The organism is Shewanella sp. T24-MNA-CIBAN-0130, assembly GCF_040310185.1.
GTDB lineage: Bacteria > Pseudomonadota > Gammaproteobacteria > Enterobacterales > Shewanellaceae > Shewanella > Shewanella psychromarinicola.
In genome coordinates this window covers 25,042-47,532 of record NZ_JBEOPP010000003.1, presented here as the reverse complement: position 1 = coordinate 47,532, position 22,491 = coordinate 25,042, and the positions used below count along the sequence as shown (strand labels likewise).

At 43.0% G+C, this 22,491-nt stretch carries 19 protein-coding genes; 11 read left to right on the top strand and 8 right to left on the bottom strand.

Annotated features, from left to right (window positions below; all coding sequences use genetic code 11):
- Positions 1 to 61 precede the first annotated feature (61 nt).
- Complete coding sequence (gene metB, locus AAEZ02_RS01965; protein ID WP_124012559.1) at positions 62 to 1,231, bottom strand: cystathionine gamma-synthase; 1,170 nt, start codon at positions 1,229 to 1,231, stop codon at positions 62 to 64.
- A gap of 209 nt (positions 1,232 to 1,440) precedes the next feature.
- Here metB and metJ point away from each other — a divergent pair, with 209 nt between their 5' ends.
- From metJ to AAEZ02_RS01940, 5 genes are all read left to right on the top strand, one after another.
- Positions 1,441 to 1,755, top strand: coding sequence for a met regulon transcriptional regulator MetJ (metJ, locus tag AAEZ02_RS01960; protein ID WP_101033977.1), 315 nt, complete (start codon positions 1,441 to 1,443; stop codon positions 1,753 to 1,755).
- A gap of 75 nt (positions 1,756 to 1,830) precedes the next feature.
- A complete protein-coding gene (locus tag AAEZ02_RS01955) occupies positions 1,831 to 2,577 on the top strand; it encodes a sulfite exporter TauE/SafE family protein (RefSeq protein ID WP_124012560.1) in 747 nt (248 codons plus the stop codon).
- A gap of 317 nt (positions 2,578 to 2,894) precedes the next feature.
- A complete protein-coding gene (locus AAEZ02_RS01950) occupies positions 2,895 to 3,224 on the top strand; it encodes a c-type cytochrome (protein WP_124012561.1) in 330 nt (109 codons plus the stop codon).
- Between the two features lie 150 nt (positions 3,225 to 3,374).
- On the top strand, positions 3,375 to 5,087 hold the full coding sequence (locus AAEZ02_RS01945) for a DUF3373 domain-containing protein (RefSeq protein WP_124012562.1): 1,713 nt from the start codon (positions 3,375 to 3,377) through the stop codon (positions 5,085 to 5,087).
- A gap of 56 nt (positions 5,088 to 5,143) precedes the next feature.
- Positions 5,144 to 6,538 carry a tetrathionate reductase family octaheme c-type cytochrome gene (locus tag AAEZ02_RS01940; RefSeq protein WP_124012563.1) on the top strand — a complete coding sequence of 465 codons (1,395 nt, stop codon included), beginning with the start codon at positions 5,144 to 5,146 and terminating at the stop codon, positions 6,536 to 6,538.
- Between the two features lie 84 nt (positions 6,539 to 6,622).
- On the opposite strand, the gene AAEZ02_RS01935 is transcribed toward AAEZ02_RS01940, so the two are convergent.
- A complete protein-coding gene (locus AAEZ02_RS01935; RefSeq protein WP_124012564.1) occupies positions 6,623 to 7,603 on the bottom strand; it encodes a pseudouridine synthase in 981 nt (326 codons plus the stop codon).
- Between the two features lie 114 nt (positions 7,604 to 7,717).
- Positions 7,718 to 8,296: an LON peptidase substrate-binding domain-containing protein gene (locus AAEZ02_RS01930; RefSeq protein WP_101033971.1), complete on the bottom strand. Its 579-nt coding sequence runs from the start codon at positions 8,294 to 8,296 to the stop codon at positions 7,718 to 7,720.
- A gap of 635 nt (positions 8,297 to 8,931) precedes the next feature.
- On the opposite strand from AAEZ02_RS01930, the gene AAEZ02_RS01925 reads away from it, so the two are divergent.
- Positions 8,932 to 9,393: a NanQ anomerase/TabA/YiaL family protein gene (locus AAEZ02_RS01925; protein ID WP_124012565.1), complete on the top strand. Its 462-nt coding sequence runs from the start codon at positions 8,932 to 8,934 to the stop codon at positions 9,391 to 9,393.
- A 361-nt stretch (positions 9,394 to 9,754) separates the two neighbouring features.
- A complete protein-coding gene (locus AAEZ02_RS01920) occupies positions 9,755 to 10,678 on the top strand; it encodes a manganese-dependent inorganic pyrophosphatase (RefSeq protein ID WP_101033969.1) in 924 nt (307 codons plus the stop codon).
- 113 nt (positions 10,679 to 10,791) lie between these two features.
- On the opposite strand, the gene AAEZ02_RS01915 is transcribed toward AAEZ02_RS01920, so the two are convergent.
- The 4 genes from AAEZ02_RS01915 to AAEZ02_RS01900 form a co-directional block, all read right to left on the bottom strand.
- Positions 10,792 to 11,193: a DUF1850 domain-containing protein gene (locus AAEZ02_RS01915; RefSeq protein WP_101033968.1), complete on the bottom strand. Its 402-nt coding sequence runs from the start codon at positions 11,191 to 11,193 to the stop codon at positions 10,792 to 10,794.
- Positions 11,193 to 13,250 (bottom strand): TRAP transporter permease, encoded by a 2,058-nt coding sequence (locus AAEZ02_RS01910; RefSeq protein WP_206191829.1) that lies wholly within the window; start codon positions 13,248 to 13,250, stop codon positions 11,193 to 11,195. Before AAEZ02_RS01910 ends, AAEZ02_RS01915 begins: the two co-directional genes overlap by 1 nt.
- 103 nt (positions 13,251 to 13,353) lie before the next feature.
- Positions 13,354 to 14,307 (bottom strand): TAXI family TRAP transporter solute-binding subunit, encoded by a 954-nt coding sequence (locus tag AAEZ02_RS01905; RefSeq protein ID WP_101033967.1) that lies wholly within the window; start codon positions 14,305 to 14,307, stop codon positions 13,354 to 13,356.
- 332 nt (positions 14,308 to 14,639) lie between these two features.
- A complete protein-coding gene (locus AAEZ02_RS01900) occupies positions 14,640 to 15,917 on the bottom strand; it encodes a glycerophosphodiester phosphodiesterase family protein (RefSeq protein WP_351121734.1) in 1,278 nt (425 codons plus the stop codon).
- A gap of 178 nt (positions 15,918 to 16,095) precedes the next feature.
- On the opposite strand from AAEZ02_RS01900, the gene AAEZ02_RS01895 reads away from it, so the two are divergent.
- From AAEZ02_RS01895 to AAEZ02_RS01885, 3 genes are all read left to right on the top strand, one after another.
- Entirely contained in the window at positions 16,096 to 16,737 is a 642-nt protein-coding gene (locus AAEZ02_RS01895; protein WP_124012567.1) for a DsbA family protein, read from the top strand.
- 441 nt (positions 16,738 to 17,178) lie between these two features.
- The gene (gene mtgA, locus AAEZ02_RS01890; protein WP_124012568.1) at positions 17,179 to 17,856 is read left to right on the top strand and encodes a monofunctional biosynthetic peptidoglycan transglycosylase; all 678 of its coding nucleotides are present in this window, start codon (positions 17,179 to 17,181) and stop codon (positions 17,854 to 17,856) included.
- Positions 17,857 to 18,172: 316 nt separating this feature from the next.
- Positions 18,173 to 20,107: a B12-binding domain-containing radical SAM protein gene (locus AAEZ02_RS01885; protein WP_335687249.1), complete on the top strand. Its 1,935-nt coding sequence runs from the start codon at positions 18,173 to 18,175 to the stop codon at positions 20,105 to 20,107.
- Between the two features lie 303 nt (positions 20,108 to 20,410).
- Here the strand turns inward: AAEZ02_RS01885 and AAEZ02_RS01880 are convergent, their stop codons facing one another.
- Entirely contained in the window at positions 20,411 to 20,980 is a 570-nt protein-coding gene (locus AAEZ02_RS01880; RefSeq protein ID WP_351088886.1) for a hypothetical protein, read from the bottom strand.
- Positions 20,981 to 21,703: 723 nt separating this feature from the next.
- Between AAEZ02_RS01880 and AAEZ02_RS01875 the strand changes: the two genes are divergently transcribed.
- Positions 21,704 to 22,342, top strand: coding sequence for a protein tyrosine phosphatase family protein (locus tag AAEZ02_RS01875; protein WP_124012570.1), 639 nt, complete (start codon positions 21,704 to 21,706; stop codon positions 22,340 to 22,342).
- Positions 22,343 to 22,491 lie beyond the last annotated feature (149 nt).

The following is a 22,491-nucleotide window of genomic DNA, read 5'->3' as shown; positions in this document are numbered from 1 at the left end:
TTACTTAATTTGGGCAAAACCACAGCTAACTTAAACTCGAATTAAGCTAATTTAAGCCAAATTAAGCTGATTTAATCGCGTTAACAGCAGCTAAGCCAGCTTTAATGTCGGCCACAAGGTCCTCAGCATCTTCAATGCCAACCGATAATCTCAATAAAGTCTCTTTAATACCAGCCTCTTTCCTTGCTTGTGGGTCCATAGCTCTGTGGGTCATCGTGGCCGGAACAGCGACTAAGCTTTCCACTCCGCCTAAACTTTCCGCAATACTAAACAGGGATAATGCCTGTAAAAATGCCTCCACTTCAGCTTCACCACCGAACAACTCAAAGCTTAACATCGCGCCAAAGCCTTGTTGTTGTTTTGCCGCAATGTCGTGACCAGGATGGTCTTTTAATCCCGGATAATACACCTTGGACACCACAGCACTGGCACTCAATAACGCAACAATTTTTTGCGCATTACGCTGATGCTCACGAATTCGCACCGCTAAAGTGCGCAAGCCACGCAAGGTTAAGTAACTGTCAAAAGCAGATCCCGTTAACCCTAACGTATTTGACCACCAATGCAATAATTCACCCACTTCAGCATCTTTAGCCACCACAGCGCCACCCACCACATCACTGTGACCATTAATGTATTTAGTGGTTGAGTGAATAACGATGTCAGCACCCAATAACAAGGGTTGTTGTAATATTGGCGATAAAAAGGTGTTATCTACCGCCACTAACGCACCGACGTCATGGCAGGCTCGGCTAATAGCACTAATATCGACCACCCGCAGCAGTGGATTCGATGGCGTTTCTAACCAGACCATTTTCGGTTTTTGGGCAATGGCTTGGTTCAATGCTTGTGCATCAGTTTGATCAACAACCAACAACTTAAATTGACCTTTTTTAGCCAAATGCGTAAATAGGCGATAACTACCACCATAACAATCATGCGGCACCACTAATAAATCATCTGGACCAAGTAAGCTAGTCACTAAGGTAATGGCGGCCATGCCAGTACAGGTCACTACACCTGTAGCGCCTTGCTCAAGTTTGGCCAGCGCTTCACCTAAAATACAGCGGGTCGGATTACCCGATCGGCTGTAATCAAACTCGCGCGGATTGTTGTGACCATCGAAGGAATAATTGGTTGATAAATAAATTGGGGGCACTATGGCGCCATGCTGTGTGTCTGTTTCAATACCCTGGCGAACGGCCAATGTGGCGCTTTGATGCTTAGTCATAATTGACTCCTAAAAATGTCACAAACACACAAAGAGATGTCTAGACGTCTAAATCTACCGAAGAGATCTTCATCCGTCAACAAAAATAGACGCTTAGACGTCTAAACATCAAGAAATCTATTTGCATCGAGATTAAATATTCGCAATAATTTGACTAGAGAGTGTAACGGTTTAAAATCTGCACCGTATTTATCGTTAAGGGTAAGTTAATGACTGAATGGAATGGCGAATATATCAGCCCATATGCCGAACACGGCAAAAAAAGTGAACAAGTAAAAAAGATAACAGTTTCTATACCTCTAAAAGTACTAAAAATACTGACAGATGAGCGTACCAGACGCCAGATAAACAATCTGCGTCATGCAACCAACAGTGAACTGCTGTGCGAAGCATTTTTGCATGCGTACACAGGTCAACCTTTGCCTTATGATATTGATTTATCAAAAGATCAACCTGACAGCATTCCAAGTGAAGCGAAAAAATTAATGGATGATATGGGGATCGAGTGGGAAGAGCTCGAATAATTCACTGGTTAGTGATTACCTCACAAACTGTTAAACTGCCCTTTTAAGAAGCAGTGATGTTGTTAACGAGAATTTATGATGCCATTTATCGATCCAACAACCTTGATACTGGCATCAGTTATCGTGTTTTTTGGCGCACTAACCCAAAGCTTAATTGGTTTTGGGTTAGCCGTTGTTGCCAGCCCGCTGCTGTACATTGTTAATCCTCAATTAGTCCCAGTGCCCATTATTGCCATGGGTTTTGCTATCTCTGCCATGACACTTTTTCGAGAGCGCGGACACTTACAGTTTAATGGTCTGCAATATGCGCTATTAGGCCGTATTCCTGGGGGATTCTTAGGTGCTGGATTATTATTGTTTGCGCCCCAACCCATATTAGGCTTAATTATTGCGGCTATTGTGTTTATTGCCGTGATCCTGAGTACCTATCGCGTTACCGCACCAATAAATCGCAGCAGTTTATTTATCGCCGGGGTATTTTCGGGCATATTTGCTAATATCGCTGCCATTGGAGGTCCACCAATGGCTATATTGCTTGCAGGCAAAGATGCCAGTCAATTTCGAGCCGCATTATCAGCCTTCTTTGTCTTTAGCTCATTAATTGCGCTAGCTATTCTAGCTGTTGTTGGCTTAGTTGAGCTCAAGCACTTATGGTTATCACTGTTGTTATTGCCTTCAGTGATTGCGGGCTACCTTGTCGCTGGCCGATTAATTGGCCGCATCGATAAAGAAAAAACCCGTATGGCGACATTAATATTATGTAGCATTAGCGCAACAATATTGGTCATCATGTCGGTCAACACATTAATCTCTGCTAATTAATCTCTGCCTATTAACAGCCCTTTTTTTTTATCGCATACGATTCAGACATAAACAACAACACATTCTTATATGTGGCCGAACATCTATCACTACCTAGTACCATGTTACCTAACAAAATTTTATCCTCTGCACAATAGATCTGCATCACAGTTGTTCATTAGATTTCTTTCAATTAACTTTTTTTCAATTAGATTTTTCTCATGAATATGATCTACTTCAAATTAACAATACCTATTTTTAGGTAACATTCTTTACAGCAAAGAAATGATCACATGTTGCTAATGCTTCAACCATAAAAAAGCTCTATAGAGGATAAAATGATGAACACATACGTTAAAGTTGGTATCGCAATCGCCATTGCATTATCACTCGGTAGCCAAGTAATGGCAGCCGATGGTGGTAACCCTAAAAAAGGCAAACACCTGTACAAAAAAGAATGTAAAGCGTGCCACAGTGTCAATAGTGAAGGCGTAGAACTCACTCCAATGACAAAAACCATGAGCCAGTGGGATCGATTTTTTACCCGTGATATGCACAAAGCTAAACCCGCCATTTTTGAAGCCTTATCAGAAAAAGACCTGAAAGACATTCAACAGTTTTTGTATGATCACGCAGCTGATTCAGACCAACCAGCAACCTGCGGTTAAATCATCAATGCTGAGCACCTTTTCGTCCTAAGCGAAAATATCAGCCAATAAACAAACCGAAAAAAATAGTGGGGCTTAGCCTCAGGGAAACTTACACCAAAAAATTGCCAAATTGAACTGACCATTTGGCAATTAACGGGGAGAAATACCATGAGAACTCTCATCTCAATATTAGTTGCCAACGCTCTTTTTATGAGTAGTGCAAGTCTAGCGGCAGACACTGATTCACAAAAAATTGCCGACCTGAAACAACAGCTTGCTAGCGTTACCGATGATCTTGACTACTTAAGCTCGCGGGTTGACAAAACCGAGCGTCATACTGCCTTAGATAGAGTCGCAATCACAGGTGATTTTAGAACCAAAGCACATTCATTACATTATCAAAATGTCACTTGGAACCCAGCCATGAATGTCAATTTTTCTGACTTTGGCGCTAAAGCCATGTCAGGAGTATTTGGCGATCCTAATAGTGCCACTTCACCATTAGGCCAAATGATGATGGCTAACCCTGATTTAGCCAGCGCGTTTCAAAGCGGTGCGCTAAATGGCGTTATGCCAATGCTGTTAGGTCAAAAAACTCAACAAGATATTGATAACGATATATTTTATACCACGCGGTTGCGCCTAAACATTAATGCCAAAGTATGGGATAACGTCAGCTTTGCCGGACGCTTGACCATGTTTAAGAGCTGGGGAGACTCTAGCGGGGTTAAAGTGTTTGACTCGTGGAACTCATTCACCATGGACGGCACCAGTAGCGGCAGCACCAGTGGTGATGAATTAAAAGTAGAACGCGCCTATTTTAACTGGAAAGACATTAACGGTAGCGGCACGTACCTTTCTATCGGACGTCGCCCCTCAACGTACGGCCCACCAAGTCATTATCGTGAAAATGAACTCAGAGGCGGCACGCCATCAGGTCACTTAGTCAATTTCAACTTCGATGGCCTAACCTTAGGTTACAATCTGGGTGATATCACCGGCATTGAAGGCCAAACCGTGCGTTTTTGCTATGGTCAAGGCTTTGAGTCGCAATACGGCAATGGCGAATTGTTTGGTGACATCATCACCAAAGACACTCACCTCGGTGGTTTTAATATCGACGTTATCAACGACGGTAACCACTTCTTGCAGTTCACTTTATTCGGCGCTAAAGATGTCAATGATGGCTTCACAGGCACCATGGCATTCCCAACTCAACTCGCGGGTATCTTTGCCCCAACCATGTATCAAGACATGCAAAAGTTTGACAACTTTAACTTCGTCACCCGAGTACAGCCTAGTGGTGTAATTGGAGATATATATTTAGGTGGATTAGGTTATGCCTATGAATCCGATGACGACATGAAAGTGTTTGCTTCACTCGGTTGGACTCGTGCAGAACCTAACGGTAATGCAGGTTTGTTCGGTGGCATGTTAAGCGATGCAGTATTTGAAGCAGAACTTAACAGCACGGGTACAGAAATTATTATGGTACCAAAAGAAACGGTTGATAGTGACACCAAAGATGGCTATGGCATTTATGTGGGTATGCAAATACCTGCACCATACGGTAAATTCGGCTTGGAGTATAACTACGGTTCTAAATACTGGAGTCCCTTCACCCAAGCTCAAGATGACCCTATTGGCAGTAAGTTAGCCACCCGTGGTCATGTTGCCGAAGCCTATTATATCTTTGATATTAATCCAAAAATGTTTATCAAGTTAGCCGGTTTGTATTACGACTATGAATATACCGGAAGTGGCTCACCAGTAGGTTCACCTCTGAAAGTTGACGATGTGATTGCCGGTAACGCTTACTCCATGCTGCCAGTGGTCGACACCGCCTATGACGTTAATGCTTCACTAACGATTAACTTCTAACTTAAATCTCTAACTTGGCCCCCCTGAGCACAAGCTCAGGGGTAAGGATAAACATCATGAAACTATTATCAGCACTGGCTGTATTACTGTTATTAAGCAGTAGCGCGCAGGCTGCATTTGACCATAAAGAGGCGCTGAAAGGGCCTTTTGCCAATGGCCCTGAAGTGACGACACAATGCTTAACATGCCATAAAGAACATGCTGAAGAGTTTATGAAGTCTTCACATTGGACTTGGGAATTGGAACAAGAATTACCTGGTCGCACCGTTAAGAGAGGAAAGAAAAACAGCATCAACAATTTTTGTGTGTCGATAGCGGGTAATGAACCGCGCTGCACCAGTTGTCATGCGGGTTATGGTTGGAAAGATTCTACATTCGACTTTAAAGACATGAGCAAAGTGGACTGCTTAGTCTGTCACGACACGACTGGTACTTACATAAAAGACCCTGTTGGTGCCGGCGAGGCCTTAGCAAGAGTCAATTTAGCCCGCGTAGCACAAAATGTGGGTGCACCAGTGCGCGATAATTGCGGCAGTTGCCACTTTTACGGCGGCGGCGGTGATGGTGTTAAACATGGCGATTTAGACTCCTCCATGTCTTACCCAGACAAAGCCACCGATGTGCACATGGACACCGATGGTAACGATTTCCAATGCCAAACTTGTCATGTCACCGAAAATCATCAAATTACCGGTAATGCGATGGGAGTATCGCCAGGTGGTGAAAATCATATTGGTTGTGAAAACTGCCATGATGCAGCTCCACATCAAAATAAAAGACTGAACACTCATACAGCAGCCGTGGCGTGTCAGACATGTCATATTCCATCATTTGCTAAAAATCTAACCACCAAAATGCGTTGGGATTGGTCAACCGCAGGTCAAGATATTCCTGTAACGACAGATCAATACGGCAAGCACACCTATATGAAAAAGAAAGGTAGCTTTATTTGGCAAAAAGACGTGAAACCACAATATGCTTGGTTTAATGGCTACGCCGATGCTTACATGCCTGGCGACAAAATGGACCCAGCTAAAGTGCTTAAATTAGCTTATCCATTAGGTGATATTAACGATCCTAAAGCCAAAATCTACCCATTTAAAGTGCATACAGGCAAACAAATTTATGACACTGAACTCAACATCTTACTGACGCCTAAAATTTACGGTGAAGGTGGCTACTGGAGTGAATTTGATTGGGACTTAGCCGCAAAACTGGGAATGGAAGCTAACCCAACCATGATAGAGAAAGGACTCAAGTACAGTGGTAATCATGGTTTTGTTGAAACCGTAATGTGGTGGCGTGTCAACCACATGGTGTCACCAAAAGACAAGGCATTACAATGTAATGACTGTCATAACAAAGGCGAGCGTTTAGACTGGAAAGCCCTTGGTTATGATGGCGACCCAATGAAAAACCGCAAAGGTATTAAACACACTAAAGCAGACTAGAACAGACTAGAAATGCGATAAGCTGAAACAAAAAAACCGCCATCGACTTTTACGATGGCGGTTTTTTATTAGCTAAAAAGTCAGCTAAAAATCCAATCCTTGGCACTCAAAGTCTTGTTCAATACCACTAATAGGATCGGTGAACCGTAACCGTTTCGCTAATAGTTGCAACGGCTTGCCAAAATTATCAGGCCCTTTAGGCTGTAATATCGGATAAAAGCGGTCGTTTAAAATCGGCATACCTAAACTCTGCATATGCACTCGTAATTGGTGAGTTTTACCTGTGATTGGGCTTAATGTAAACAAGCCTAAATCACCCATTACCGCCACTAAACTGATTTCAGAATGGCTGTTAGCCTCACCTTCAACCACCTGCATGGTAAAGCTGGGGGTAGCCGCAACGATACGATTTTTAACGGTCCAATGCATGGGCAAGGTGCAAGTATTATCGGCTAACTGTGCTAATAGCTGTGGAGTTAACTTGGCGATGGCCTGATAATCTTTGGTAATCTTGTTATCTAAAAACAACTGGTGATATGCATGCCGCGTTTGCGGATCCAGCGTCATTAACATCACCCCTGCCGTATCTTTATCTAGCCGGTGGGCGGGTGCTACAGTGTCAATTTGCGTGGCGATACGTAATCGATGTACCAAGCATTCGTTAACGTAATTACCGCCTGGGGTCACAGGTAAAAAATGCGGTTTATAGACAATAATAGTGTTGCTGTCTTGATACAGCACTTGCTCAACAAACGGCACTTTAGTTTCAGCCACCACTTCCCGATAGTAATACACTCTTTGGGTCGCTTGATAGGCAGTATTAATACCAATTAACCCGCCATGCTGCCAATGTACTTTGCCTGCTTCGATCCTTTGTTGCCACACACTGGGATCAATTTGTTTAAAATGATCGATCAAAAAATCAATCACAGTGTGGTATTGCTTGCCTGCTAACTCATTAGTACGTGGCAACACAATATAGGATGGCTGAGCAGCAATGGCAGCGCTTGATGTTTGGCAAGAAGACAGAACGTGACCCGCGATATAATTTGATGAATTAGGCATAAATAACTTGGCTATATAAAGATAACGATAAAAGACAAAATGTTAGTGTTATCTTATCAGGCCGAATCTAGATTGTATCTTAATTATCGCTAGGAAAATAACACAATATAAGCGTTATACATCCACATGCGACTTGAGTAATTGCAGCACAAAATCCATGGTCTTATGGCAATTAGGTTGTTCAACTAAAATCAACTTATCCCGGTTATACATAGGTAAAACTTCTAACCAACGTTGACTAACCCAAGTGGCATCTTCTAAATGTACTTGTGAGTACAACTCAAGCAAATCCGGATTCACTTGATAAAATTGTTCAAGTGCGGCGCTGATAATTTCAAACTCACCCGCGATGGGCTCATCGCACCAATTAGCGCAAGGTAGCGCACGAGCAATCCAGCAACCATCACGTTTTTTGGCGGCGGATAAGATTTTAAGACGTTGTGAACCTTCAATAACAATGCTTAACGAACTATCCTCCAACTGATTGAAGTCAATAATATTGCATTGGGTTGCCGCAATATAACAAGGAAGTTCGCTATTCACTTTCAATGGCGCAAATGCTAGGTCATAGTGGCCTTTTAATACATCTGCAACCATACATAAATCGCTAGGTGTCACGACTCGAATTTCAAGTCGCCCACCGGGCAACAGCACTGCATCTTGGATGAGTAATGCCACTTCTTTTGTTTGCATAACAGCCTCCAACACCATAGGTGACGTTACTGAACCAAAGTCGAATCAATAAAATAAGTGTAGCAGTGGTTAATAATTCAACAACTTAAGCGGGTTAAATAATGCGAACTAACGACATCACCACTAAACTCGCTACGCTCTACTCCAATAGACCTTGTTCAATACGACTGTATTTCAAAAAAGAACAAAAAAAGAACAAAAAAAGAACAAAAAACATCCAATATGCTAAGGCGCTATAAACGCTCGATACGATCCATTATGGTGCCAAAGGTAACAATATCTGGCTTTATTGCACATTGCAGCCAATAAACAATACGGCTGTTAACCCATGAATTCACCCCGCTATCAAGGCATAGAGCAAGCTTGATTTGAAAGACTCACTCCCAAGCTAATTTGTCGAGTCTACTCACCCCTTATTGCCGCGCTGAGGTTGGCTTAGGCTTTTCGCCATAACAGGGATGTATAAAACCAATCAAGGCTCATGTATGGATAAAATGAGGATATTAACTCAGCTCTGTCGTGCAGGTAATTTACAATTCTTATTATATTTTTAATGCTGTTGTGTTTGTAAAACAGTATGCTTTAGCGCTAACACGCTATGATGTTTTTGTGGCTTTTACTTTACGGAATTTTTTATGATTGTTGATACTTTAGCCAATCGTCACCTTTATACACCGCTCAACCCGAGATTAGCCATAGCGTTAACCCATCTCGCCGACACAGACTTTAGTCAGCTTGAAGTGGGAACCTACCCGCTTGAAGGCAAAAATATTTTCGTTATCGTCAATGATTATGAAACCAAACCCAAAGAAATAGAGCCGTTTGAAGTTCATCAACAATACATTGATGTGCAATATGTGGTCAGCGGTGAAGAAGAATTTGGTTATTTACCCTTGGCCAATCAAACGCCTTCTAAGCCCTATTTTGACAAACATGACTATGCTGAATACGATTATCAATCTAACAAAGATGACGCGGCATTTATTCCTCTAAAAGCGGGCATGTTCGCGCTGTTTTTCCCCGGCGACATACATATGCCAGGCACCAGTGCAACACCACAAAAAGTCCGTAAAGTGGTGATTAAAGTTCGGCTATAACAAAATAGCGAGAGCAAGATAGCCTCAGCTCAGTCCAACTATGGATATTATGGCAAAATATCGCTATCTAACCAAAGTCTGCTAAAGTTAATCCATGCACACCATATCTCTCAACATCCCTGTCATATATGAGCTAGAGACAAATGTGTCATACCTGAGCTAATGACGAATGTGCATTTACCCTTGGTAAGATAGAAAGGCCCCGAGACTCTCCGCTTGGGGCTTTTTTTTGAGCCATTGATAGCTCATATCATCAACGATAAGCTTGATCTGGTAAGTTGAATCAATCAAGTGTTGTTTTTTAATGCGATGAAGATTAATCCTTGTTAAAATCATCACAACTTTATAGGAGAGTGTTTCAATGGCAATGTATGTAGTGGGTCACAAGATCCCTGATTCAGATTCAATTTGTGGTGCTATCGCATTAGCATATTTAAAAAACCAAATCGATGAACCGGCCATTGCGGCCCGTTTAGGCGAGTTATCACCAGAAACCGCATTTATTCTAGAGAAATTTGGTTTTGAAGCGCCAGAATATAAAACCAGTTATGCTGGCGAAGAAGTCTATATTGTTGACCATTCAGAAGTTACTCAAGCACCAGATGATATCGCTCAAGCGACTATTGTGGGGATTGTTGATCACCATAAATTAGGCGACCTAACCACTTCGACTCCGCTAGAGTGTTGGATCCGCCCCGTGGGTTGCAGTAACACAGTGATTAAAATGATGTACGATTTTTACCAAGTAGAAATCCCTGCCAACATCGCTGGTATTATGATGTGCGCCATTTTAAGTGACACGGTCATTTTTAAATCACCCACCTGCACCACCGCAGACATTCGTTGTGTTGAAGCCTTAGCTAAAATCGCCGGTATTGAAGACTTTAAAGCACTCGGCATGGACATGTTTAAAGTCAAATCAGCGGTTGAAGGCACGCCGGCGCGCGACTTAGTTATGCGTGATTTTAAAGACTTTAACATGAACGGTAACTTGGTCGGTATTGGTCAGTTAGAAGTGATCGACTTATCTGTATTTGACTCAATCAAAGCGGATTTAGCCGCGGATATCGTTAAACTGAAAGCCGAAGGTAATCGTCACAGCGTATTATTACTGCTAACCGATATCATGAAAGAAGGCTCAGAAATGTTGGTAATTTCTGACTTAGCAGACTTAACTGAGCGCGCTTACGGTAAGCCTACCGTCGATGGTAAAGTGTGGTTAGACGGCGTATTAAGCCGTAAGAAACAAGTAGTACCCGCACTGCAAGATATTTTTTCAAAGTAAGTCTTTGTCAAAACGCTTCATAAAGAAAAAGCTGGATCCTTGATTCAGCTTTTTTTATGTCTAAAACGAGGCAAACAACATGATGCATTATGCGAACTGACGTCACAATGTCACTACCCTATATCGCAACCCCATAACTCTATCAATGGCTGTTCAACTGTCGGCTCTCCGACCCAAAAACTCATTGGGTGACATTGTTGCTCGCGCTGAGCAGATGAAACACACAGCTGGTAATCACCTGCTTCTGGGGTACGACCAAGTTTTAGCATCGGCAAGATAGGTAAATGGGGGGTGTAATGCCAGCTGCCATTGTTTAACACGGCATCCAACGGTATCTCCATCCCTGCACCACTGCCTTTTACCCTTGCTTGCTCTAAGATAAACCCGTCAGGCTGCAAGCGATAATCTTCTGCCCAACGAATTTTTTCAATCGTGTGGGTCCACGATAAAGTCATTTTCTCAGCAGGTACTTGAGCCCATATTGTGCCCGCTAGGCCTAAACATAATCCTAGCATTATTTGTCCTGTGCTAAACGTTGTAACTTACGTGCACGCCACAGGTGCTGTAACATAAACGCCAGTGCCAAACCAAAACCTAACTCATCACTTAATGGCGTCGCCATAATTAAACAACCACCGGCAATAAAGCCTAAAATACGCTCCCACCAATAAAGGTTTTGGAATAAATACCCAGTAAAGATAATTCCCCAAATCCCAATTGCAACCGTCGCTTTAAGCACCACAAAAAGGGTATCCAACACGCCACCACTTTGGAGCATTAACGCTGGTTCGTATACCGCCATAAAGGGAATAATAAACCCAGCGATAGCAATACGAATAGCCCACAAGCTGATTTTTAAGCCTTTCTCTTTCGCTATTGGCGCTGCCGCAAAACACGCTAGCGCAACCGGCGGGGTAAGGTCTGCCATGATGCCAAAGTAAAACACAAACATATGCGACACAATTAACGGCACGCCTAAATCCAGTAACGCTGGCGCAGCAATTGAGCTGGTAATAATGTAGTTAGGAATAGTTGGGATCCCCATGCCTAAAATGAGACACGTTACCATGGTCAGTATTAACGATAAAAACAGGTTATCTTGGCCAACCGCCAAAATATAACCGGCAAAGGTAGAGGCAATACCCGTAAGTGACACAATGCCAATAATCACTCCAACCAATGCACACGCTATTCCAACGGGTACTGCATGACGAGCACCTTCTACCAAGGCATGTAAGCACAGTTGAAGGGTTTCTTTACCGCCTTTAACAAACCAACAAATAACCACCAGCAGCGCAATAACCCCAAACATCACCCCGATGCCTAATTGAAAGAAACCAGCACATAACACCCCTAGCGCTATCCAAAAAACAAACCGCATCGCAGCTGATGATAGATTGAGAATAATGGCCGAACCTAAAATCACAATAGCAGTCAGTGCTAACCCCACCATCCCAGAAAACAGTGGCGTGCGACCAGAGAACAACAAGCCAATCAAAATAAATAACGGGATGAGTAAGTACCAACGTAGCTTAATCGCTGCCCACGGATCAGGACACTGATCTTTGGGTAAGCCCGATAAATTGGCGCGTTTAGCTTCTAAATGCACCATCCAGAACACCGAGCAAAAATACAGTACAGCGGGGATCATCGCTGCTTTTGCAATTTCAATAAATTGCACGTTAATGGTTTCAGCCATAATAAAGGCTACTGCGCCCATAATCGGCGGCATAATTTGGCTGCCCATACTGGACGTGGCCTCAACCCCGCCCGCAAAAGCAGATCGATAACCAAAACGCTTCATTAACGGAATCGTAAACTGGCCAGTGGTCACCACATTAGCCACACCGGATCCAGTAATGGTGCCCATTAGTGCCGATGACACCACAGATACTTTTGCGGGTCCACCGACTTTATGGCCAAATAATCCCATGGCAAAATCGGTAAATAAGCGGATCATCCCAGCTTGCTCTAAAAAGGCCCCAAACAGAATAAACAAGAAAATATACGTCGCTGATACATAGGTTGGCGTGCCATATAAGCCTTCTGTGCCAAAGGCTAACTGGTTAATAATTTGATCAAAACCATACCCTCTGTGCATCAGTTCTCCGGGCAAATACTCACCAAACAAACCATAAGCCAGAAATAAACCACAAATGATCGGCAGGGCAATGCCCATCACTCGCCTTGCCGCTTCAAACACTAGAGCGACTAATACCACACCAATAATCATGTCATTTTGGGTTAAGTCACCGGAACGTTGAATTAAGTCAGCTTCAAATACCCATTGATAAGCCGCGGTAGCCATACCCGCTAAGCCGAGTATCCAGGCTAAGGGTTGCCATGGCTGGCTTTTGCCGATACCTGGATAGCTAATAAATACCACTAATAATAAAAAACCCACGTGCACAGCGCGTAACACTTGGGTTGAAACAGGATGAAATGCTGCGGTGGTAATTTGGAAAATAGAAAAAATGAGTGCCACGAAAAATAGGGCTTTTGGCCAATCTCGGGTATCAGCACTTAAGCCTTGTTGCGACATAATAGTCTGGTTATTGGATGGCTCGCTCATGGTATACCTCTACCCTTACTACAGCTAAAAATGGTATGCCGAAAGACAAAAACACATAAGCGCTTGCTTAGGTTAAGCAAGCGCTCGCAAAGTAAAAATGAGATTACAATGCATTCACCTCTTTGTAGTAACGCTCTGCACCTGGATGCATTGGAATAGGCAGATTTTTGGTCGCTGTGTCTAAACTGATAGCCTTAGCGGCAGAGTGTGCCGTACCTAAACGATCCAAGTTTTCAAACATAAGTTTAGTCATTTGATAGGCGATTTCATCAGAGACCTTACTATGGCTTACCAATAAATTCTGAATCGACACCGTACTAATATCGGTAGTTTGACCTTCATAGGTATTGGCAGTAATCACCCCTACTTGATAAGCGGGATTATTAATTTTAGCCACGATATCTGCGGGGATCTCGACAAAGTTAATCGCCATGGTGGCGGCTAAATCACGAATGGCCGCCATACCTAGGCCAGACGATTGTAAGGTCGCATCCAATTGACGGTTTTTAATTAGCTCAACTGATTCGGCATAAGGCAGAAATTCCACTTTCCCCATATCGTCATAGCTTAAGCCTGCAGCACTAAAAATAGCGCGAGCGTTTAGCTCAGTACCAGATTTAGGCGCCCCCACAGAAATACGTTTGCCTTTTAAATCGGCAAGGCTATTAATCCCTGCATCTTTATTGGCGACAATTTGGATAAAATTAGGATATGTTGCGGCAATGACACGTAATTTGTTCAACGGTGTCTTAAAACCTGCTTCAGCATCACCCGCCCATGCAGCCGATACCGAATCACCTAACGCAAGTGCTAATTCGCCACGTCCAGCTTGTAATAAATTAAGGTTTTCAACAGACGCTTTAGTCGCTTGAACAGAGGTTTTAGAGCCTTCAATACCATTACTATACAGTTGTGAAAGAGCAACACCGATAGGATAATACACACCACTGGTGCCGCCAGTAAGAATATTAATAAATGTCGGTGCCGCCATAACAGCCGTACTAATAGACAGCGCGGCTGCCGCGCCAATCATGCAAAAACGTTTGGTTAACTTCATCCTAAATATCCTTATTTTATATATGGTTATAGGTCTTGTTGTGCTATAACACTACCACTGACATCCTCTGCGAGCTATATAGACTAAAGGCTAGCCACATCGCTATAAACCTCATTTATGTCACTATTTCGGTCGCTTCGATAATACATCAACAAGTGACATTAGCGTTTATCATCGCCCACTCGCTCGAAGCTTGGTTGAGCCGTGAGCAATTAGTCTTCTATCACAACGAGTATAGTGAATAGAATAAAAAAAGGTGCCAACAATGTCAGCACCTTCTTGATAAGTTCAGTTTATCCCAGCTAAATAAGGGACAATAATACTGTTAATCGTTACATATCCATGCAGTTAGCATAATAGGTCACGGTAGCGGGCCAGTCGGAAAACACACCGATTACGCCAACATCTTTTGCCAGTACATCTAACAGCTCAAAAGTGTCACCTTCGTTATCAACCACGTCGGCAATACTTTGATAGTACCAACCGCCACCACCTTGGCTCAGTGGGCCTGAACGCTCAAGTGACCATGCAATAATTTTTAAGCCAGCTGCATTAGCCGCTTTAGTATATTCAGAAGGTACGATGGCCTTGTTATTATCTAAAGTGACTAACATCCATAACGGTGGCGCGATAATTTTTACGCCATCAGCGGCCAAGGTATCCATACTCGGTGACCAAGTCGCGCTATTTTGCGGGTCAAATCCAGCCTGCTCGTCACGGCCATCGAGGTATACCGCTTGATCGGCAAATTCAGGCGCATTGGCTATCCAATATTTTATATCGTCTAAATTAAACGACTGCGGAAATACTTGCGATGCATCAACACCTGCTGCGGCATATTCATCTAGCATTTTCTGAGCGTAATCTTGTTGGGTAAAGCCATCATAGGGCATGCTGACACTAGCCGACTTAAGCTCTGGAGTCATCTTTACTCCAGCAGCTTTGAATAAGGCAATACTTTCAGCATGAGTCATTAAAGTGCCATTACCGGCATATAAATCGGTGCGCCAATTTGGCGTGCCGTCCATAAACTCTTCGACTGTGGTGGCATTGGGGTTAAAGCCGTCCATTTTGCCTTTTAAGGTGTTAAATTCAGCTAAACTGATATCGCTAGTACAACAAGTCGCCGTAGCGCTGACACCGTTAACAGCATCGGCGGGTAAAAATGGCACTGAACATTTATTGGCTAGGGCTGGAATGGACAGAATATTGGTGGTAGTGGCTAAATCACACTGTGAATGACGACACACGAGCGCTTTATCTGCGGTAAAGGTCACATCACATTCAACAATACCAGCACCGGAATCGATGGCTGCTTGATAGGCTTCTTTGGTGTGTTCAGGGAATTGCATCGATGCACCACGGTGGCCAATCGAGAAATCAGTCCGGTAAAATGAATTTGAAGCACATTGCGCTAATTGATCTTTTAACTCACTGTCTTGCATTTGACCGACTAAAAATAGCGGTCTAGGGCCCACTTGAGCGCTGACACTTTTATTCAATTCTGTTGCTACGCTGGTATTATTATCGTTACTGTTACAGCCTGAGACCCATAACATACTGGTCAAAATCGAAATAATACCCAGTGTGACACTGTTTTTCCTTGTCATCTTTTTGCTCCATATTGTCATGCATGCCTGTTGTAATGCAGGGTTGATTGACTCATTATCGCCACCAGCTTACGCAATGAATATGACTAAAATATAGAATTAATATGACAATAATAACCCTAAATAGATAAAACGAATAACAGCAGTAGCGTTTTAACGCTTAACAACGAGGTCCATAATGCCTAACACAACACTCTATTATGTTCACGACCCTATGTGCAGTTGGTGTTGGGGATATCGCCCCACATGGGACACGCTGCAAGCTCAACTGCAGCAGCAATTGGGCCAACAGTTAACCATCAAATACTTGGTCGGGGGGTTGGCGCCAGATTCAGATCTCCCAATGCCACGACCCATGCAGCAAATGTTACAACAAACGTGGCAAAAAATTACTCAACAACTGGGCACTAAATTTAATCATGACTTTTGGCATCTCTGCCAACCCAGGCGATCGACTTATCCAGCATGTCGAGCCAGTATCATTGCTCGTCAATATGGGCTTGAAAAACAAATGATTAATGCGATTCAACAGGCGTATTACTTGAATGCGAAAAACCCATCGGATCTCGATACTTTAGTGGCTATCGCGATTCAAGTTGGCATCCCTGAAGCACCTTTCGTTGAACAATTAACCGCTAATGACATAGACAAACAACTGTTGCAAGAAATTAACCTTGCTGGTCAACTTCCTATTCAAGGGTTTCCATCATTGGTATTGATGGTCGATAACAACGCCTATTCTATTAGGCTTGATTATCATCAATGGCAAACCAGCTTGGCAGACATCCGCACTATCTTGTCAAATATCAAACCTTGTTGAGGAACTTATATGAAAAGATTTTATCGCTATGGATTACTGTTGAGCAGCTTATTGTTGGTTAACTTAACCTGAAGTAGTAATCATATGGCCAATATAGATAGTGGCAAACTTGCCGAGATTAACGCCATTAACGTTTAATAATGAGCAAGTGATAACCGCAGGATTGCCCATTTAAAATAATCGCCAAACCTGGGGGGCATGACTGTAATCAACTTAACCCTTAATGATAACCCTAACGCGTTGAAAAATGAGTATCACATTGTGACCACCTTAGGCATTATTGCGGCTTAATGAATCTGTATACCGATATGAGGTAAACTTCCCTTGAGAAATAAAGTTTGAACGACGTTTATTAGCGTTTGGTCTTGATGCTCAATATCCTATACTCTTGCACATCGAAGACGACAAAGCCTCAAAGGCTGACATAACCAGAGGCAGTGAATGGCAAATCGTAAACGAGGTTTTTTGGGTTGGACATGGTTTGTTATGTGGCGGTTGTTGCTATTACTGGCGCTATTGTTACTGGTGTTTCGATTTGTGGCGCCACCGACTACGTCATTTATGCTGCAAAGCCCTTATCCGGTTACCCAACACTGGATAAGTATTGATGAGTTGCCGTCGCAGATACCGCTAGCCATGGTTGCCTCAGAAGATCAGCTGTTTCCAGAGCATTTCGGTGTCGATTTTGCCGCCATCAGTAAAGCCCTTAACCAGTACGACGACGGTGAAGGTCTTCGTGGTGCCAGCACCATCAGCCAACAAACCGCAAAAAACCTCTTACTATGGCCGGGGCAAAGCTTTGTTCGTAAAGGTCTGGAAGCCATGTTGGCCGTCAGCCTTGAAGCGATTTGGGGCAAAAGACGTATCTTAGAAGTGTATGTCAACGTGGCAGAGTTTGGTAAAGGGATTTACGGCGTAGAAGCGGCTAGCCAGCATTATTTTAATAAATCGGCTCGCTATCTAACCCGTAATGAAGCCGCGCGCCTAGCCGTGCTATTGCCCAGCCCTCGCAATCGCGATCCTCGTAATTTAAGCCCTTATTTTCGCCAGAGAGTAGTCTGGGTTGAACAGCAAATGCAACAACTTGGCACTGGTTATCTAGCGCCCATCCTTAATTAAGCATTAGCAGGGTCAGATGAAAATTCAGTCCATCTGACTCGACTTACTCGACCGCTTAATCAGCGTGCCTCGCAGTCCTGATCGCACTGTTAAAAAAGCATAAAGTCGACACTGACGACTATTCCGCCTCAAATGGCGAAGCATATGATCAATCCAGACGGCGCAATCAACCGGTGATCAATCAACCATTTTCTAATCTACTGGGATTTTTTACAGGTCATTTGTTAGAATTCATTATTATTTTATGGCAGCGGCATTTGCTGCCATTATTCTGTTTCGCAATAAGCATTCAGGTTTTACTATTTAAAGGCAGGTTATGACCGTTCTTCTAATGACTCCACCTATGACCCAGCTGAATACGCCGTATCCGGCAACAGCGTATTTGACTGGTTTTTTACGCTCACGAGGCTATGAGGCGGTTCAGCGAGATCCTGCTATTGAGCTTTTCCTTGAGATGATGACGGCGCCTGCGCTGGAGATTATCCGTCAGCATGTGGAAGAAAACTTCGAGCATTTTGAAGACAATGAGCTACCTGATGTGATCTTTAATTTTCTAGCCGAATACGATCGTTACCATCTAGCCGTTGAGCCTGCCATTCGCTTTTTGCAGGGTAAAGATCCAAGCCTAGCAATGCGGATTAACTCACGGCGTTTTTTACCAGAAGGCCCAGCATTTGACACTATAGCCCAGATGGAAGAGATATCTGGCGATGTGTTGCAAGCGGCCTTTGGCAATTTAGGCGTACAAGATAAAGCCAAATATCTCACCACCCTGTTTATTAATGATCTGTCGAACGTGATTACTCAGGGGGTTGATCCTTACTTTGAAGTCAGCCGCTATGGCGAAAAATTAGCGTCGGCCAACCCAAGCTTTGACAACCTCTACGACACCTTGATGGGAGACCCTAGTTTCAGCTCGGAAATTTTGGAACAGTTGGTCGAGCAGTATCTAGAAGAAACTCAGCCTAGCGTGGTCGCGTTAACCGTGCCTTTTCCCGGTAACATGCTCGGCGCTTTGCGTATTGCGCAAACCTGTAAAGCCATCAATCCTGAGCTTCCCATCGTCATGGGCGGTGGTTTTGTCAATACTGAGCTGCGCGCACTCAAAGACCCTCGCGTATTTGAGTTTGTCGACTTTATCTGTCTTGACGACGGCGAACGCCCACTTATCACCCTGCTGGAATACTTTGAAGGCAAGCGCGAGATAGACGAGTTAGTGCGAACCTATTTCCTCGCAGAAGATGAAAATGGTCAAGCCTACGTCCACTTAAATCAAAACGAACTGCTACACGACATTCCACAGGTCGACGTTGGCGCGCCCATTTACGATGGCTTGCCATTGGGCGAATACCTGTCTTTATGTGAAATGCTCAATCCTATGCACCGTATTTGGAGTGATGGCCGCTGGAATAAACTCACCATAGCCCATGGCTGTTACTGGCGTAAATGCAGCTTTTGCGATGTCAGTTTGGACTACATCGACCGCTACGATACTGCTGGCGCGGATATTCTGGTGGACCGCATCGAAGCGCTTATTGAAGAAACCGGACAAACAGGTTTCCATTTTGTCGATGAAGCCCTACCGCCAAAAACCTTATTTGCGTTTGCAAAACGCCTCATTGAACGCAACGTAGTGATCAGCTGGTGGGGTAATATCCGCTTTGAAAGAACGTTTAGCCCAGCGCGTTGCCAGTTACTGGCAGACTCGGGTTGTATCGCAGTCAGTGGCGGCCTTGAAGTGGCTTCAGACAGACTATTGAAACTAATGAAAAAAGGCGTGAGTGTTGAGCGCGTCGCCCATGTCACCAAAGCCTTTAGTGATGCCGGTATCTTGGTGCATGCCTATTTAATGTATGGCTTTCCAACACAAACCGAACAAGAGACTATCGATTCGCTGGAAATGGTGCGCCAATTGATGCAGCAAGGCTGTTTCCAGTCCGCCTACTGGCATCGTTTTGTGGCCACCATCCACAGCCCTATTGGCTTGAACCCAGAGCAGTTTGGTATCACCCTTGCTGAACGCCCAGAGATCTTATTCGCTGAAAACGATGTGGATTTCACCGACCCAACCGGCACCGATCATGACATGCTGGGCGAAGGACTGCGTAAGGCGCTCTACAATTATATGCACGGTATCGGCTTTGACCAACCAATGAGCTTTTGGTTTAACCAGCCTCTCGCACGCACTACGATGAAGAAAGACCTGATCTCAAAAGCGATTAGCAATTTTATTTTGAGCAGTGAAGAATAATTGATGCAACCAAAACAGCTCAATGAGAGCTGTTTTGGACAAGTGGATTGCAGATTAGGTTATTTGAAAGCTTGTATTTTATTTTAGCCAAATCCTCTTTCTTTTACTAATTGATTTTAGTGAAATACGCATCAAATAACTCACTGTAATATTACTTACATTTAAACTAAAAAGCATATGCATACACTTTATACCTTGAGGTGATAACTGTCTGTTAGGTCTGAAGTTTTTTGGATGCCATGGTTGAAGCTTAGTTATATCTAACTCATTCAACTGCTTTACTTCACACTCTATTTTTTTATTTTACACTTTTCTTAACTCAAGTAATCGACGTATTTTTTTATCTATTTTTGCTAATTCAATTAGATAAGTTCGCTCTGCTTGAGCGAACAATACGCTATTCATATTAATTTCAAAAACATATTTGCCAGAGAATCTTTTATACATTAACTCTTTATATTTTTTTAAACGTTCAAGTACACCATGCTCATATTTTTTACCCGCGAATTTAACATGACTTTTTGAATATGAGTCTACATTCAGATCAAAAACAAGCTCTTCAATTGAATGTGCTATATCATTTCTGTAATCAATAATACTTTCAATATCATCTTTTTCTTCTGTAGATAAAATATTCTCTGTAACTAATAACTTCCAAAGTTTTTTATATATTTTTTTTGTGTTATCAGGAAATCGTTCTTCCTTATTTGACAGTAAATTATTCCACTTATCAGTAACCTTGATAGTCCTTAATGCAATAGATTTTATTTCTTCAACATAGAATAAAATCATTACCATTTCAAAAGCTCTAAACTTTAATATGTTTTGCTCTAAGGCTCTGAGATTTTCTCCTCGGGGATTGAAACTAAACATAAAACCTCTAATAAGTTGCACTATTTGCAAAGTATAAATTGCTTGTTGGACTTGGCCGATGCCACATCCATATTAATCGGTAACTATTAACATAACATGCTATCGGAATTTTCTTTTTTGCGGTAGTTATTTTTTGTACAATCTTTCTGCTAATCGATTGTTCTAATTACACCTTTTAAGATGTATTTTTTAGTCATTCAGCCGATTTTTACCATTCATCACAGAATCTCATTATGATGCTTGGTTTAACATTTTCAGGGTTCCATGAATTGAGGTCGTTGAAGAAAATGACGTGGGTCCAGACATGGATGTCTGGCTAGCTTTCGCGGTACAGGATGTACCATCGGAAGCGATAGCATTTTCGAATAAGGCTGAAGCAGACACAAATGCAGGTCAAAGTTAAACTTGACCCCATGGCGACCTTTTCGCTGTTTGAAAATGTTGCGGGGCGGCTGGGAGATCCAAGAGGGAACAGCCGTTGGTTTCCTCTTGGTCTGGTGTGGGCGACGCGCCACGACGTTAGTGGCCGCAGGCCATAAATACAAAGAATAGCGCTGGATTCCGGCTCAACAACATTACCTGAACGACGGTGGGTTTGGCCTGTGCGGAATGTAACTTTCAACACGTAACTTTTATATGAAAACTTAACAATAGTATGCTTAACTTGAGCTTAGCGAAAATACGTCATACGTTATTAGGTATCACACAAACCAAGGGGATTACATGAATATACTGCAACGTTATAACCTGCTGTCCACCAGCATATTAATGTGTTGTTTCTTTTTTAGTGCGGGAGTATTTAGTTCGGGTGTGAATAGTTCGGAAGTGAATAGCTCGGAAGTGAATAGTGCCGATGTGAACAGTACAGGCAGCATGGCGAATATTGACACCAACACACTTGGCGACATAAAAGCAGTTAAATTTAATAACCAGCAAGTGATTACTGCAGGTTTACCCACAGAGCAACAATTTGCACAACTCGCTCAAGCTGGTATCAAAACGGTGATTAATCTCATTCCCAATGACAACCCAAACGCCTTACAAAATGAGCAGCAAATCGTCACTCAACTCGGTATGAACTATCACAATATTAGCGTGGACTGGCAGCAGCCTACACCAGAAAATCTACAGCAATTTTTTAGCCTGATGGACCAGAATGGCGATGCCCCTGTGCTAGTCCATTGCGCGGCTAATTATCGAGCGTCAGCCTTTTATTATTTATACCAAACCCGCCAAAACAAAGCACCGACGATGGCCGAAGCACTCACCCCTTGGGGCGACTTACAACAAAGCTTTGCTGAATACCCTCAGTGGCAACAACTGATAGAAGACACAAAACTGCAATATCAAACCAAGCAATAGTAATGTAAATACAGCTATCGCATTAGCTGAAACTAACAATTTTTTTGTTTGCGACTTTTGCGTATTTTACTTTGAAACCTTCAGTATCCAATAAATTGAGGCCGTTGAAGACTCTTTATAAAAGAATGCGTGAGCTGACCATGGCCTTT

Bases quoted from the DNA above. Each gene is read 5' to 3' on its own strand.
- metB (WP_124012559.1), bottom strand. From the start codon at position 1,231: ATGACTAAGCATCAAAGCGCCACATTGGCCGTTCGCCAGGGTATTGAA.
- metJ (WP_101033977.1), top strand. From the start codon at position 1,441: ATGACTGAATGGAATGGCGAATATATCAGCCCATATGCCGAACACGGC.
- AAEZ02_RS01955 (WP_124012560.1), top strand. From the start codon at position 1,831: ATGATGCCATTTATCGATCCAACAACCTTGATACTGGCATCAGTTATC.
- AAEZ02_RS01950 (WP_124012561.1), top strand. From the start codon at position 2,895: ATGATGAACACATACGTTAAAGTTGGTATCGCAATCGCCATTGCATTA.
- AAEZ02_RS01945 (WP_124012562.1), top strand. From the start codon at position 3,375: ATGAGAACTCTCATCTCAATATTAGTTGCCAACGCTCTTTTTATGAGT.
- AAEZ02_RS01940 (WP_124012563.1), top strand. From the start codon at position 5,144: ATGAAACTATTATCAGCACTGGCTGTATTACTGTTATTAAGCAGTAGC.
- AAEZ02_RS01935 (WP_124012564.1), bottom strand. From the start codon at position 7,603: ATGCCTAATTCATCAAATTATATCGCGGGTCACGTTCTGTCTTCTTGC.
- AAEZ02_RS01930 (WP_101033971.1), bottom strand. From the start codon at position 8,296: ATGCAAACAAAAGAAGTGGCATTACTCATCCAAGATGCAGTGCTGTTG.
- AAEZ02_RS01925 (WP_124012565.1), top strand. From the start codon at position 8,932: ATGATTGTTGATACTTTAGCCAATCGTCACCTTTATACACCGCTCAAC.
- AAEZ02_RS01920 (WP_101033969.1), top strand. From the start codon at position 9,755: ATGGCAATGTATGTAGTGGGTCACAAGATCCCTGATTCAGATTCAATT.
- AAEZ02_RS01915 (WP_101033968.1), bottom strand. From the start codon at position 11,193: ATGCTAGGATTATGTTTAGGCCTAGCGGGCACAATATGGGCTCAAGTA.
- AAEZ02_RS01910 (WP_206191829.1), bottom strand. From the start codon at position 13,250: ATGAGCGAGCCATCCAATAACCAGACTATTATGTCGCAACAAGGCTTA.
- AAEZ02_RS01905 (WP_101033967.1), bottom strand. From the start codon at position 14,307: ATGAAGTTAACCAAACGTTTTTGCATGATTGGCGCGGCAGCCGCGCTG.
- AAEZ02_RS01900 (WP_351121734.1), bottom strand. From the start codon at position 15,917: ATGACAAGGAAAAACAGTGTCACACTGGGTATTATTTCGATTTTGACC.
- AAEZ02_RS01895 (WP_124012567.1), top strand. From the start codon at position 16,096: ATGCCTAACACAACACTCTATTATGTTCACGACCCTATGTGCAGTTGG.
- mtgA (WP_124012568.1), top strand. From the start codon at position 17,179: ATGGCAAATCGTAAACGAGGTTTTTTGGGTTGGACATGGTTTGTTATG.
- AAEZ02_RS01885 (WP_335687249.1), top strand. From the start codon at position 18,173: ATGACCGTTCTTCTAATGACTCCACCTATGACCCAGCTGAATACGCCG.
- AAEZ02_RS01880 (WP_351088886.1), bottom strand. From the start codon at position 20,980: ATGTTTAGTTTCAATCCCCGAGGAGAAAATCTCAGAGCCTTAGAGCAA.
- AAEZ02_RS01875 (WP_124012570.1), top strand. From the start codon at position 21,704: ATGAATATACTGCAACGTTATAACCTGCTGTCCACCAGCATATTAATG.